Origin of the sequence: Acetobacter garciniae (genome assembly GCF_017377735.1) — a bacterium.
In the GTDB taxonomy this organism is placed as follows: domain Bacteria; phylum Pseudomonadota; class Alphaproteobacteria; order Acetobacterales; family Acetobacteraceae; genus Acetobacter; species Acetobacter garciniae.
Genome location: NZ_JAFVMH010000007.1, coordinates 137,818 through 151,235, shown reverse-complemented (window position 1 = coordinate 151,235; position 13,418 = coordinate 137,818). Strand labels below are relative to the sequence as shown.

Annotated in this window: 11 protein-coding genes; 7 read left to right on the top strand and 4 right to left on the bottom strand. The window is 64.0% G+C overall.

The window, feature by feature from the left end:
* Window positions 1-17: 17 nt before the first annotated feature.
* The 4 genes from J2D77_RS13370 to J2D77_RS13355 form a co-directional block, all read right to left on the bottom strand.
* Window positions 18-725, bottom strand: a complete 708-nt coding sequence (locus J2D77_RS13370; RefSeq protein ID WP_207846814.1) for a FadR/GntR family transcriptional regulator — start codon at window positions 723-725, stop codon at window positions 18-20.
* Window positions 726-742: 17 nt separating this feature from the next.
* Window positions 743-2,218, bottom strand: a complete 1,476-nt coding sequence (locus J2D77_RS13365) for an MFS transporter (protein WP_207846813.1) — start codon at window positions 2,216-2,218, stop codon at window positions 743-745.
* 9 nt (window positions 2,219-2,227) lie between these two features.
* Window positions 2,228-2,989, bottom strand: a complete 762-nt coding sequence (locus J2D77_RS13360; RefSeq protein WP_207846812.1) for an SDR family oxidoreductase — start codon at window positions 2,987-2,989, stop codon at window positions 2,228-2,230.
* A gap of 143 nt (window positions 2,990-3,132) precedes the next feature.
* On the bottom strand, window positions 3,133-4,683 hold the full coding sequence (locus tag J2D77_RS13355; protein ID WP_207846811.1) for an APC family permease: 1,551 nt from the start codon (window positions 4,681-4,683) through the stop codon (window positions 3,133-3,135).
* Between the two features lie 159 nt (window positions 4,684-4,842).
* Between J2D77_RS13355 and J2D77_RS13350 the strand changes: the two genes are divergently transcribed.
* The 7 genes from J2D77_RS13350 to J2D77_RS13320 all read left to right on the top strand — a co-directional run bounded on the left by J2D77_RS13350 (window position 4,843) and on the right by J2D77_RS13320 (window position 13,332).
* Window positions 4,843-6,924, top strand: a complete 2,082-nt coding sequence (locus J2D77_RS13350; RefSeq protein WP_207846810.1) for a hydantoinase/oxoprolinase family protein — start codon at window positions 4,843-4,845, stop codon at window positions 6,922-6,924.
* A 25-nt stretch (window positions 6,925-6,949) separates the two neighbouring features.
* Window positions 6,950-8,587 (top strand): hydantoinase B/oxoprolinase family protein, encoded by a 1,638-nt coding sequence (locus tag J2D77_RS13345; protein WP_207846809.1) that lies wholly within the window; start codon window positions 6,950-6,952, stop codon window positions 8,585-8,587.
* Complete coding sequence (locus tag J2D77_RS13340) at window positions 8,584-9,855, top strand: pyridoxal phosphate-dependent aminotransferase (protein WP_230975803.1); 1,272 nt, start codon at window positions 8,584-8,586, stop codon at window positions 9,853-9,855. Before J2D77_RS13345 ends, J2D77_RS13340 begins: the two co-directional genes overlap by 4 nt.
* A 7-nt stretch (window positions 9,856-9,862) precedes the next feature.
* Complete coding sequence (locus J2D77_RS13335; RefSeq protein WP_207846808.1) at window positions 9,863-10,681, top strand: NAD-dependent epimerase/dehydratase family protein; 819 nt, start codon at window positions 9,863-9,865, stop codon at window positions 10,679-10,681.
* A 3-nt stretch (window positions 10,682-10,684) separates the two neighbouring features.
* Window positions 10,685-11,893: an NAD(P)/FAD-dependent oxidoreductase gene (locus J2D77_RS13330; protein ID WP_230975802.1), complete on the top strand. Its 1,209-nt coding sequence runs from the start codon at window positions 10,685-10,687 to the stop codon at window positions 11,891-11,893.
* Window positions 11,894-12,054: 161 nt separating this feature from the next.
* Window positions 12,055-12,543 carry an OsmC family protein gene (locus J2D77_RS13325; RefSeq protein ID WP_207846807.1) on the top strand — a complete coding sequence of 163 codons (489 nt, stop codon included), beginning with the start codon at window positions 12,055-12,057 and terminating at the stop codon, window positions 12,541-12,543.
* Window positions 12,544-12,618: 75 nt separating this feature from the next.
* Entirely contained in the window at window positions 12,619-13,332 is a 714-nt protein-coding gene (locus J2D77_RS13320; protein ID WP_207846806.1) for a M24 family metallopeptidase, read from the top strand.
* The last annotated feature ends 86 nt before the right edge of the window (window positions 13,333-13,418 follow it).

The window sequence follows — 13,418 nt, the reverse complement described above, 5'->3', positions numbered from 1 at the left end:
CATGGCCTGCCCCGGTCCTACCGCGCGGTGCTGAGCAGCCGGCGGTATCGGTTCAGCCCGTCTTCAAGGTGCAGTTGCATGCGGGTCTGGGCCAGGGGGGCGTTGCCGTCCGAAATCGCGGCCAGGATTTCGGTATGTTCGGTGACCGTCTGGGCGAAATAGGCTGCGCTGTGTTTCGCACTTTCGGTATATTTGGTGTGCAGGTCGCGGCAGATCTCGGCAATGGTGGTTTGCAGGAATTCGGCAAAGCGCGGGTTGCCCGCCGTTTTGGCTATGGCCAGGTGAAAGCCGAAATCGGCCAGGGCTTCCTTTTCCGGGTCGTGCGTGTCCTGCTCCGCAAAGGCAGCATGGGCCTGGTACAGGGCTTGCAGCGTATCGGGCGTGCGGCGCTGGGCGGCCAGGGCCGCGGCCTGCATTTCCACCCCGATCCGGAATTCCAGAATTTCCAGGCAGGCGCGGATATTGGGCAAGGGCCAGGCCATGGCGGGCATTTTCTGCACGCGGTCGGACACGAACACCCCCGCACCCTGGCGCGAGATGATACGCCCCCCCAGCTTGAGGGAGGCCAGGGCTTCGCGCACCACCGTGCGGCTGACACCGAATTCCTCGCATAATTCGGCATTGCTCGGCAGCTTGTCGCCACGGCCGTATGTGCCGTTCACGATCCGCTGCATCAGTGCCGTGGCGATCGTGTCGGACAGGGAGGAGGACGGAAGGGACTGCATGCGTGTCACCCTTGCATTCACGAAACAGGCCGGGCGGGTATCAGGCGCAGGCCCGCCCGCGACAGGCTGAGAAGGGCCGCCCCCCAGGCTGTGGCAACACCCAGGTCCAGGCACAGCAGGGCAGCGCCGTTATGCACATGGGCCATGACAAGGGCCACGAAAATCGCCCCCGTGGACTGGCCCATGATCCGCGCGACGGACAGCATGGCACTGGCGCTGCGCGAACGGTGCAGGGGGGCGGCATCCATCATGGCCTTGTTGTTGGGGGCCACGAAAAACGCAAAGCCGATGCCCGCCAGCCCCAGCCGCCACATGATATTCCAGTCAGCAGCCACCACGGGCGTTACGCGCAGCAGCAGGTAGCCCACCCCCACCACGCCCAGCCCGAAGGTGGACAGAACGGCCGCGGGTACCCGGTCGGACAGGCGGCCCACGACGGGACCTGCCAGCACCATGCCCAGGGGCCAGAGCATGATGATCAGCCCGCTCTGCACGGCGGTGCGGCCGAAAATGCCCGTCAGCGTGAAGGGAATGGACACCATGAAGAAATTGGCCGCCATATACCCCATGAAGCACACCGTGAACGCCAGGCCGAACGGCCATTTGCGCAGCAGGTCCACAGGCAGGAGCGGGGTCTGCGCCTCGCGTTGCACATGCAGCAGGGCCAGCAGGCAGCCCACCCCGCCCAGAAGGGTCGCCCAGCCTGCCACCGGCGCGTTGCCATGGGCCAGCAGGTCCGCCCCCACCAGAACCCCGCCGAAAAAGAGCAGGTTCAGCACCACCGGCAGCGCTTTCATGCTGTTGGCATGCACGGGCGTTGCGGGGAAAAAGCGCAGGGCCAGCGCCAGTGTCAGCACGCCGTAAGGCAGGTTGAACAGGAACAGCCACCGCCATGACGCCACGGACAGGATCAGGGACGCCACAGCCGGGCTGATGGCAAAACCCAGGGCCGTGACAAGCGCGTTCAGCGCCAGGCCCCGCCCCAGCAAAGCGGGTGGATAGACCGAGCGCACCAGTGCCGCACTGACGGACATGACGCATGCCCCGCCCGCACCCTGGATAATGCGCGCGAAAACCAGCATCCCGAAGGAGGAGGTGGTCGCACATAACGCCGAACCCAGCATGATGACGACAAGCCCCGCCTGGCACAGCCGCGCACTGCCCAGCCGGTCCGCCCAGGCGGCCAAAGGCAGCAGCAGCATGGCGTTGGCCAACTGATAGGCGTTGACCACCCAGACCGATTCCGCCTGCGAGACCGACAATGCGCCCGAAATGGTGGGCAGGGCGATATTGGCGACCGCATAATCCAGCACCGAAAGCAGCACGGCCATGAACAGGGGTACTACCGCACTGTAGCGCACCTTTCCCCCTGCCGGCTGTGGGGGCCCACCGTCGGGCTGCGCTTGCGGCGTGGCCGGGGCGGTGGAGCGTTCGGTGGTGCGGGGGCTTGTCGTCGCTGTCGGGGCGGAGACGGAGGGGTGGCGCAAGGTCATGGCCGCACGTTATCCTGCCGCGAACTTGACCATGGAACCCCCGCCCGCCGCCTGGTCGGTGGGCATGATTTCCATGCGCGAGATATCGACATAATCGGGCAGTTCCAGCACCGTGCGCACCAGCCCCGCCACATCGTGCGGCTGCACGGAGCGGTAGCCGTCATACAGCGCGCGTTTTGCGCCGTCGGGGCCGTGCGTGTCGCGGTAGAGCGATGTTTCCACCCGCCCGGGCACCAGTTCGGTCACGCGCACGCCACTGCCCAGCAATTCGCAGCGCAGCGCGTCGCAGAACACGCCAATCCCCGATTTGGACGCGCCGTACACGCAGGAACCGGGAAAAGGCGCATGCCCGGCAATGGAGCCGACAAAGACCAGGTGGCCCGCGCGCCGTTCGATCATGGCGGGCAGCAGCCTGTGGGTCAGGCGGATAGGGGCCTTGAGGTTGATGTCGATCATGGTGTCGATCTGGGCAGGATCGGTGCCCACGAACGGGCCGGTTGTCGTCAACTGCCCCGCATTGTTGATGACACTGTCAATTTGCACGTCCCCCAGGCGCGCGCACAGTCCGTCCGTATCGCGCACATCGGCCTGTATGGCGGTGACACCGGGCAGGGCTTCCAGCCGGGCCAGGGTATCCGCATTGCGCCCGGTTGCGAAAACCTTATACCCTGCCGCCGATAATGTGGCCACAATGGCAGCGCCGATCCCGCTTGTCGCCCCGGTGACAAGGCTTGTATGCGCGCGCGTGGCGGTATGGGTGGTCTCAGACATGGGCGCAGCCCCCACGGGTCGGGACCGGGTGCCCGCCACAAGATGGAAGGCAGGAGGCGAAGAGCGTGTGCGATATCATGAAAAACACTGTTCCTGTCTGGTAGGGAAAAGAAAAGGCGCAATACCCGCCAGGGCCGCGCCTGTCATGCGAACTGTGCGTGATCGACATCCTGCCCCGAACGCGCGGCCCACAGGTAAATGCCCCACAGGAACACGACAAAAGCCGCCAGCAGGGCTGGGCTGCGCAGTGTTTCCATGGCCTGGCTCTGGTCCGCCCAGGCAAAGGCGATCATGCCCGCGTAATAGGTCAGCACCCAGCCTGCCGAACGCAGGCCGTTCGATGTCGTGCGGTTCTGCAACTGGTAGATCAGGTAACCCAGGCACAGCACGAACTGCACGCCGATCAGCCACGCCACGGTCACCCATCCGGCCCAGAGTATGACGAAGGAGGAAAGGATGAAGGAGACGGGGCCCACAACCTGCGGGCACCAGACGCGAAAGGGCCGGGGCATGTCAGGGGCCGTATTGCGCAGCGCCGCCATGATGACGGGCACGAAGGTGTAGCTCATGACCAGGGCAGTGGAAACCACGCCCACCAGGCTGGACCAGGACGGAAAAGGCAGCGTCCAGAAAAAGCACAATGCGAAGGACAGCGCCATGGCGCGCGGGCCCACCGGCTTGTCGGGGTCGGTCTGTTCGGGGGCGGCGCCCAGTTCCTCCAGCCAGGCCTGGGCCACGCGGCAGGTGGAATTCATGAACACGTTGCCCGTGCCAAGGGGGGAAATACAGGCATCCACCAGCACCAGCCGCCCCAGCCAGGCGACCCCGATCACCATCATGATATCGTGAAAAGGCAGGGGAAACAGGCCGGGAATGTCAACCCAGCCGTTCTTCAGGTCGGCCATGGGCAGGTTGCCGATGAAGACCGTCTGCAACGCAAGGTACACGACCCCGGTGAACAGCACCGCCGTGCACAATGCGATGGGCACGTTGCGCTGGGGGTTTTTGACCTCGCCCGCCGCGGCCACGATGGGCGTCAGCCCCAGATAGGAGAAAATGATCCCGCCCGTGGACAGGGCCACCACCACCGATGCCAGCGGTGTGGCGCTGCCCAGCGGCACATGGAACGGGGCGGATGAAAAATGCGTGGCCAGCACGACAATGCTCAGGAACGGGACCGAGAATTTAAGGGTCGTGACAATGTTGTTGACCCAGGCAAAGGATTTCGCGCTCTTGCGGTTGATGAAATAGGCAAAGAGCAGGAACGCGAACTGCACCAGCCAGCCCGCCAGCGTGGGCGATCCGTCAGGGTGGCCCAGGAACGGGAACGCGCCCGAGGCATATTGCCGGGCGGCCACCACCTCGATCGCCACGATGGAGGAAAAGGCAACCAGCGTGACCAGGCTGATGTTGAAGCCCAGGAAATCCCCGTGTGAAATATAGGGGTAGCGCACGACGCCGCCCGTCTTGGGCAGGGCGGCCCCCAGTTCGCAGTAGATAAAGCCCAGCAGCAGTGCGATCAGCCCGCCCACCGCCCAGCTATAGAGCGAATACACCCCGGCCATGCCCGCCACCTTGGACGCCGCGAACAGCCACCCCGAACCGAACGTGGCGCCGCAGCCGATAAACACCAGGTCCAGCAGGCCGAGCCGCCGGGCACCGTCCGGTGCGGGTTGGGGGGCGTTTTCAGTCATGCCTTTGCGTATCTCCAGTTTTGCGGTCCGGAACAGTGGCGCTGGTCGTTGTGATAAAAGAACGATACGTCATTGACACAAATCATACAAGTCAATATGACCTGTATTATGAATTTATGGGGCGGTGCCGGGCGCCGCCACGAATCTGGGAGTGTCAGGATGGCGTCGGGGCACAAGGACTGCCGTGTAGGCGTGGATATTGGCGGCACCTTTACGGATGTCGCGCTCAAGATCGATGGGCGGCTGGTTTCCACCAAGGTTCTTACGGATTACGAAGCGCCCGAGCGGGCCATTCTCAAGGGGATCGACCAGGTCTGCGCCGATGCGGGCGTGGCCCTGAAAGATATCGGGGTCGTGGTGCATGGCACGACGCTGGCCACCAATTCGCTGATCGAACGGCGTGGCGCGCGCACGGCCTTCGTCACCACAGAGGGTTTTCGCGATGTGCTGGAAATGCGGACCGAAAACCGCTTCGAACAGTATGACCTGAACATCACCCTGCCCCCGGCCCTGATCGCCCGGGCCGACCGCTTTGTGGTGCGCGAACGCATGGATGCGGCAGGCAACGTCCTGCTCGACGTGGACCGCGCCGGGCTGGATGCGCTGATCACCCGCCTGGCCGAAGGCGGTTACGAAAGCATCGCCATCGGGTTTATCCACGCCTATGCCAATGGCGCGCACGAACGCCTGGTGCGCGACGCCATCCTGGCCCGCCTGCCCGACATATCGATCTCCATTTCCTCTGAAGTGGCGCCGCAGTTCCGCGAACTTGAACGCTTCAACACCGTCTGCGCGAATGCCTATGTCAAGCCGGTGATCAAGGCGTATCTGGACAGGCTGGTCAAGGCGCTGGTGGCACGCGGCATGGGCTGCCCGGTCTACATGATCCATTCCGGCGGGGGGATCATCTCGCTCGAACATGCGGCGGAATTTCCGGTGCGGCTGGTCGAATCCGGCCCCGCTGGCGGCGTGATCTTTGCCGAGGACGTGGCCCGCCGCCATGGCTGCGAGCATGTTGTGTCCTTCGACATGGGGGGCACCACCGCCAAGATCTGCCTGGTCGAGGACTACGTGCCCAAGACCGCCAAGAGCTTCGAGGTCGCGCGCACATACCGCTTCCGCAAGGGCAGCGGCATGGTCATTTCCATTCCCGTGGTGGAAATGGTCGAGATCGGGGCGGGTGGCGGCTCCATCGCCAGCGTGGATTCGCTGCGCCAGATCCGCGTGGGGCCGAAAAGTGCTGCCTCCGAACCCGGGCCCGCCTGCTACGGGCGCGGCGGGCAGAACCCCACCGTGACCGATGCCAACCTGGTGCTGGGCAAGCTGGACCCCGATAATTTCGCCGGTGGCAAGATGGTGCTGTCCGTGCCGGCCGCATCCCACGCGCTGGACCAGGATATCGGCGCGCAGATCGGCCTGTCGGTCGATGCCTCGGCTTACGGCGTGTGCGAGGTGGTGGATGAGAACATGTCCAATGCGGCGCGCGTGCACGCCATTGAAAGTGGCAAGGATATCAGCACCTTCACCATGATCACCTTTGGCGGCGGCGGCCCCCTGCATGCGGCCCGCCTGTGCGAAAAACTGGGGATCGACAGCTTTATCGTGCCCCCCGGCGCGGGTGTGGGTTCGGCCATCGGCTTCCTGCTGGCCCCCTTCGGGTATGAGACGGTGCGCAGCGGGCGGGTGGAGTTGTCTGCTTTCGAACAGCCCAAGGTGGCAGCCCTGCTGGACTCCATGCGTGAGGAGGCGCTGGGTTTTGTCTCCGCCATTGAAAGCACTGCCCCCACCAGTGTCGAATGCACGGCCTTCATGCGCTATGCGGGCCAGGGGTGGGATATTCCCGTCCGCCTGCCGTTCGAGGTTTTCCACGCGGGCGACGTGGCGGCGATCCGTGCTGAATTCATGAAGGAATATACACGGTTTTTCGGTCGCGCCATTGTCGGGCCGGAGGTGGAGATCGTAAGCTGGTCGCTGCGGGTCAGCACGCCGGTCGCACGCGCACAGTCCGTAACGCCGGTTGCCGCCACGCGCCAGGTCACATCGGATGTGTCGCGCAAACTGTTCGATTCCGTCAGCCGGTCTTTCGTTTCCGCCCAGGTGGTGGAACGCGCGGGGCTGGTGCCGGGCGATTGCGTGGCAGGCCCCGCCATTATTACCGAGGCCGAGACCACGACAATCCTGAGCGCGCAGTTCACGGCCACCGTCCAGTCGGATGGCAGCCTTCTGGCCACCCGCCATTAACCCCCGCAGCGTGGAGCAGACATCAATGCAGGACACATTTGTTGATATCCACATGCAGGTGATGTGGAACCGGCTGATTTCCGTGGTGGAAGAACAGGCCCAGGCCCTGATCCGCACGGCATTTTCCACCTCCGTGCGTGAGGCGGGGGACCTGTCGGCCGGTATTTTCGATGTCCATGGCCGCATGCTGGCCCAGGCCGTGACCGGAACGCCGGGGCATGTGAACGCCATGGCGGAATCGGTGGGGCATTTCATTACCGATATCGGGCCCGGCAATATCCATGAAGGTGATGTGTACATCACCAACGATCCATGGAAGGGCACGGGCCACCTGCACGATATCACGGTGGTTACGCCGTCTTTTCTCGATGGCAGGCTGATCGGGTATTTCGCTTCCACCGCCCATGTGGTCGATGTGGGCGGGCGCGGTTTCGGGCCGGATGCGAACGAGGTCTATGAAGAAGGCCTGTTCATCCCCATCATGAAACTGTTTGACGCAGGCCGCGAGAACGACACGCTGCTCCATATCGTGCGCAACAATGTGCGCGAGGATGACAAGGTCGTGGGCGATATCTTCGCCCTGGCCGCCTGTAACGATGCGGGCCACAACCGCCTTGTGGACATGATGCGCGAATTCGACATGGCGGATCTGGAGCATCTGGGCGCGTTCATTCTCGGCCATAGCGGCCGCGCCACGCGTGAACGGCTGGCCGCCCTGCCGCAGGGCCAGTGGACCAACAGCCTGCGCCTGGACGGGTATGACGAACCGGTGGAACTGCACGCGACCCTGACCATCAAGGGTGACACCGTGCATGTCGATTTCTCGGGCACGTCGGGCCCCAGCCGCTTTGGCATCAATGTGCCGCTGGTCTATGTCATGGCCTATGCGTGCTACGGCATCAAATGCATCGTGGCCCCGGAAATTCCCAATAATTTCGGCTCGCTCGAACCGTTCAGCGTCTCGGCCCCCGATAACTGCATTCTCAATGCGCAGCGCCCGGCCCCGGTTTCGGTCCGGCACGTGCTGGGCCATTTCGTGCCCGACCTGGTGCTGGGGGCGCTGCACAAGGCCCTGCCGGACCGCGTTCCGGCCGAAGGGGCAGGGGCGCTTTGGAACCTGCATATGAGCCTGCGCCCGCAGCCGGGCCAGACGGGGCGGAATGCGGAAATTCTCATGTTCAACAGCGGTGGCACGGGTGCGCGCCCCACACTGGACGGCATGAACGCCACGGCCTTCCCCAGCGGGGTGCACACCATGCCCGTGGAAGCGACGGAGCATGTCGGGCCGGTCATTATCTGGCGCAAGGAACTGCGCGAAGGTTCGGGCGGGGCAGGGCAGTATCGCGGCGGTCTGGGCCAGACGATCGAGATCGAGGCAGCAACTGGCTACAAGCTTCAGTTTTCCGCCATGTTCGACCGGATCGACAACCCGGCCCGGGGTCGTGCGGGCGGGCAGGCGGGTGCTCCGGGTTCGGTCGCACTCGATGATGGCACGCGCCTGCGCGGCAAGGGCAAGCAGGACGTGCCGCCGGGCCGCAAACTGGTGCTGAACCTGCCCGGTGGCGGTGGCTATGGCGATCCCGCCCAGCGCCCGGCCGAATGGCAGGAATACGATACCAGCAACGGCTACGTGCCCGCAGGCCAGGCAGGTACGGGCGCATGAGCGTGGCAGGCACCCCTACCGCCCCGCCTGCATCCGGCGCTGCTTCGGGTGCGGCCCCCGCCGTGTCGTTCGAAAACGCGCGCACGGCGGGTATCCGCCTGTCGGCTTCCATGGCGGCGTCCATGCGCGCGACCGCCCTGCGCGCGCAGGGCCGCACGGTGTTCGACCTGTCATTGGGCGAGCCGGATTTCAACACGCCCGAACCCATCGTGCAGGCGGCATTGGACGCCATGCAGGCGGGGCTGACGCATTATACCGGCCCGTCCGGCCTTGCGGTGCTGAAAGAGGCCATTATCCGCAAGTTCGCGCGTGAAAACGGGCTGACCTACAAGGCCGATGAAATTGCCATCGGTGTGGGGGCCAAGCAGATCCTGTTCGATCTGTTCATGGGCTCTCTCAACCCCGACGACAGCGTGCTGATCCCAGCCCCTTTCTGGCTCTCCTACCGTGACATGGTGGAGTACAATGGCGGGCAGGCCGTGCTGCTGCCCTGCGGGGCGGAGACGAACTTCAAGCTCTCCCCCGAACGGCTGGCCGCCGCCATTACGCCGCAGACACGCTGGCTGATGCTCAACAACCCCTCCAACCCATCGGGCGCGGTCTATACGCGCGCGGAACTGGAAGGGCTGGGTGCGGTGCTGGAACGCCACCCGCAGGTCTGCATCATGTCCGACGAGATTTACGAGCATATCCGTTTCGAAGGGGTGGAGGTCTGCTCCTTCCCCAAGGCGTGCCCGGCCCTGAAGGACCGCACGCTGGTGGTGAACGGCGTGTCCAAGGCCTATGCCATGACCGGCTGGCGGCTGGGTTACGCGGCGGGCCCGGCGGCCCTGATACGGGTGCTGAACAAGCTGGAATCGCAAACCACGACCTGCCCGTCTTCCATCTCGCAGGTGGCGGCGGCGGCAGCCCTCGACGGCCCGCAGGATTTCCTGGCCACCGCGCAGGCCGCCTATACGCGCCGCCGCGCCCTGGTGCTGGAAGCACTCGCCCAGACGGAACTGCGCGTGGTCCCGCCCGATGGCGCGTTCTACGTCTTTCCCGAATGCAGTGCCTATATCGGCCGCCAGACACCCGACGGACGCACGATCGGGGATGATATCGCCCTGGCGGACTACCTGCTGGACGAAGGCGGGGTGGCCGTGGTGCCGGGCCAGGCCTTCGGGGTTGGCAATTATCTGCGCCTGTCTTTCGCGACATCGGAGGAGAACCTGCGAACCGCCCTGGCGGCGATGGTCGCGTGTCTCTCCACATTGAAAAAAGGATGACCGGGTCATGAGCAAATTCAAGCGTGTGCTGATAACGGGTGCCGCCGGTGCGCTGGGCCGGCAGTTGCGGCTGTCCGGCCAGGACCTGGCCCCCGCCCTGCGCCTGAGCGACCGCGTGGCCGTAACCGACCCCGCCCCGTATGAGGAAGTAGGCGTGGCCGACCTGGGCAACTGGGATGCGGTGCTGAACGCCGTGCGCGGGTGCGACGCCATCGTGCATCTGGGCGGGCAGGCGATCGAAGGCCCGTGGACGGATGTGCTGAACGCCAATATTGTCGGCACGTACAATATTTACGAAGCCGCGCGCCAGTGCGGGGTGACGCGTATCGTCTATGCCAGTTCCATCCATGCGGTGGGCTTTCACGAACGCACGCGCACCATAGACGCCAACGCCCCCAAAAGGCCCGACAGCCTCTATGGTGTTTCCAAAGCCTATGCGGAAGACCTGTCCCGCTACTACTTCGACAAGTTCGGGATCGAAAGCGTCTGCCTGCGTATTGGCTCGTGCTTTCCCAAGCCCGTGGACCGGCGGCACCTGATCACCTGGCTGTCCTACCGCGACTTCCGCTCCCTTGTGGCCTGCTGCCTGGACGCGCCGCGCGTGGGGCACATGATCAGCTTTGCAACATCGCGCAACAGCCAGCGCTTCTGGAATAACGACTGCGCCTCCGTCCTGGGCTACGCGCCGCAGGACAGCGCGGACGATTATGCGGCCGAAGTCATGGCGCAGGTGGAACAGGGCGATCCGAACGATCCGGCCGTGCGGTTCCAGGGCGGCAGCTTCTGCGCTGCCGGTCATTTTGACGATCTTGCCCGGAAAGACTGATCCATGTCGGAAATGTCCAATTCAGGATTGCAGGCGGCTTATGATGTCGTGATCGTGGGGGGCGCCGTCGTTGGCAGTGCCACCGCGTATTTCCTGGCGTCCAATCCGGATTTCAAGGGCTCGATCCTGGTCATCGAAAAGGACTGGACCTACCAGAAGGCGGCCACGTCGCTCTCTTCAAGCTCCATCCGCCACCAGTTCTCCAACCCGCTGAACGTGCAGATGTCCATGTTCGGGGTGGAGTTCATTCGCGATTTCAAGTCCATCTCGGCCGTGGATGGGGAAGGGACCGACCTGGCCCTGCATGAAAACGGCTATCTGTTCCTGGCCAATAACGACCGGGCCGAGGCCATTCTGCGCCGGAACTGGAAAACCCAGACCGATCTGGGGGCCGAAACCGCGCTTTTAAGCCAGGATGACCTGCGCGCGCGTTTTCCGTGGCTGATGGCCGATGACCTGCAACTGGGCAGCTACGGGCTGAGTGGTGAAGGCTGGTTCGACAATACCGGCCTGTTGTTCGGCCTGCGGGCCAAGGCGCGCGCGCTTGGCGTGACCTATATCGAGGACGAGGTCGTAGGCCTTGAACGCGCGGGCGAGCGCGTAACGGCGGTCAAACTGCGCAGCGGGGCTTCGGTGTCCTGCGGGGTCATGGTCAATGCGGCGGGCACGCATGGCACGCGGGTGGCGGCCATGGCGGGGCTGGTCATTCCGGTCGAGCCCAGGCGGCGTTCGCTGTTCGTGGTGGACTGCCGCGACAGGCTGGCGGGCAAGGTGCCGCTGACCATCGACCCCAGCGGCGTGTTCTTCCGGCCCGAGGGGCAGTATTTCCTCATGGGTACCGAACCCGACCCCGATCCTGCCGTGGACCCGGACGATTTCGATGTCGCCCATGACGAGTTCGAAAACGAGATCTGGCCCGTGCTGGCCGAGCGTGTTCCGGCGTTCGAAGCGCTCAAGGTCATTCGTTCCTGGGCCGGGCATTACGATTACTGCACGCTTGACCATAATGTGATCGTCGGCCCCCATCCGGTGGTGACGAACTTCCTGTTCGCCAACGGCTTCAGCGGTCATGGCCTGCAACAATCCCCCGCCATCGGGCGTGGGCTGTCCGAGCAGATCGTTTATGGGGAATACCGCGCCCTCGACCTGTCCCCGCTGGGCTATGCCCGCGTGGTCAAGGGCGAACCGTTTGTGGAAGAGGCGGTGATCTGAACGGCTGAATGATAGAAGTTTTTGGTGGCGCTTTTTTCAGAAAGCTTCAAGGAACGTCGCCTTTTTTAAAAAAGGCGACACCCGAAAACTTTTATCTGTTGACCTGATGTTTCCTGGACCGGCTATTGGAATGGTCTGTGGCATTTCAGGGGAAGACGGCAATGGCGGAGCAGCGGCACACTTATACCGTCAAGGTGGTATGGACCGGCAATACGGGTGAGGGGACGGCCCAGTATCGGGGCTACAGCCGCGATCACGTCATTCTGGCTGAAGGCAAGCCCCCTATTGACGGGTCATCGGACCCGGCCTTTCGCGGGGATGCCAGCCGCTGGAACCCTGAAGAACTGCTGGTGGCGTCGTTATCCGCCTGCCACAAGCTCTGGTATCTGGGCCTGTGCGCGCAGGCGGGTGTGGTCGTGCTGGCGTATGAGGACGAAGCGGAAGGCAGCATGGTGGAACAGGCCGATGGGGCAGGCCAGTTCACCGCCGTCGAACTGCGCCCCCGGGTGACGATCTCCGCCACGTCCGATACTGCCAAGGCGACCGCGTTGCACCAGCAGGCGCACGCCATGTGCTTTATTGCCCGCTCCGTGAATTTTCCGCTTAGCGTGGTTCCCGTTATTATCCAGCACGCGGCTTCCGCGCCCTGACCGGCGGCCCGACATGGGCTGGACAGGGCGTGCGTGTTGGGCTTGCATGTTCCGGCACAGAGGGAGAGAACCCGCATGACCGCAACACCCCATTCGGATGACGCACGCCGCGCCGCATCGCTGCTGGCCGCACAGGACAGGGCGGTGGCCCTGTTCGAGGCGATCGGGCGCGAACTGGTGCGCCCAGGTGTGACGGAAAGCGCCCTGAGCGAGGAAATCTACGCGCTGGCGGAAGCGCGTTTCGGGGTATCCAGCCACTGGCACCGGCGGGTGGTGCGTTCGGGCCCGCATACGCTGCTGCCTTACGTTGAAAACCCTGCCGACCGGATGATCGCCCCGGACGATATCCTGTTCGTCGATCTGGGCCCCATTTTCGACCAGTGGGAGGCCGATTTCGGCCGGACCTTCGTTCTGGGGAACGACCCCGACAAGCTGCGCCTGCGCGATTCGCTGGCTCCCGTGTTCGATCAGGTCAGCGCGGAATTCGACGCCCATCCCGACATCACGGGGGAGGAACTGTACGCCCGCGCCTGTGCGGCGGCCGAGCGGGCGGGGTGGCGCTTTGGCGGTTCCATTGCCGGGCATCTGGTGGGGGATTTCCCGCATGAAACCATACCGGGGGACCGGGTGGCCTCCTATATCATGCCGGGCAGCACGACACGCCTGCGCGGGGTCGATGCCAGCGGGCGGGCCCTGCACTGGATTCTGGAAATTCACCTTGTGGACCGGGAAAAACAGATAGGCGGATTTTACGAACAGTTACTGACAGTACGCGAACCTGCCTGTTAAAGCCAGAACAGAAAACGAATAAAATTTTTTGGTAAAGCTTTTTGTAAAAAGCTTTAAATAAAAAATCACTTTTGAAAAAGCAGCGT

Coding starts and splice junctions, on each gene's coding strand:
- J2D77_RS13360 (WP_207846812.1), bottom strand. CDS start 2,989: ATGTCTGAGACCACCCATACCGCCACGCGCGCGCATACAAGCCTTGTC.
- J2D77_RS13350 (WP_207846810.1), top strand. CDS start 4,843: ATGGCGTCGGGGCACAAGGACTGCCGTGTAGGCGTGGATATTGGCGGC.
- J2D77_RS13370 (WP_207846814.1), bottom strand. CDS start 725: ATGCAGTCCCTTCCGTCCTCCTCCCTGTCCGACACGATCGCCACGGCA.
- J2D77_RS13335 (WP_207846808.1), top strand. CDS start 9,863: ATGAGCAAATTCAAGCGTGTGCTGATAACGGGTGCCGCCGGTGCGCTG.
- J2D77_RS13330 (WP_230975802.1), top strand. CDS start 10,685: ATGTCGGAAATGTCCAATTCAGGATTGCAGGCGGCTTATGATGTCGTG.
- J2D77_RS13340 (WP_230975803.1), top strand. CDS start 8,584: ATGAGCGTGGCAGGCACCCCTACCGCCCCGCCTGCATCCGGCGCTGCT.
- J2D77_RS13325 (WP_207846807.1), top strand. CDS start 12,055: ATGGCGGAGCAGCGGCACACTTATACCGTCAAGGTGGTATGGACCGGC.
- J2D77_RS13355 (WP_207846811.1), bottom strand. CDS start 4,683: ATGACTGAAAACGCCCCCCAACCCGCACCGGACGGTGCCCGGCGGCTC.
- J2D77_RS13345 (WP_207846809.1), top strand. CDS start 6,950: ATGCAGGACACATTTGTTGATATCCACATGCAGGTGATGTGGAACCGG.
- J2D77_RS13320 (WP_207846806.1), top strand. CDS start 12,619: ATGACCGCAACACCCCATTCGGATGACGCACGCCGCGCCGCATCGCTG.
- J2D77_RS13365 (WP_207846813.1), bottom strand. CDS start 2,218: ATGACCTTGCGCCACCCCTCCGTCTCCGCCCCGACAGCGACGACAAGC.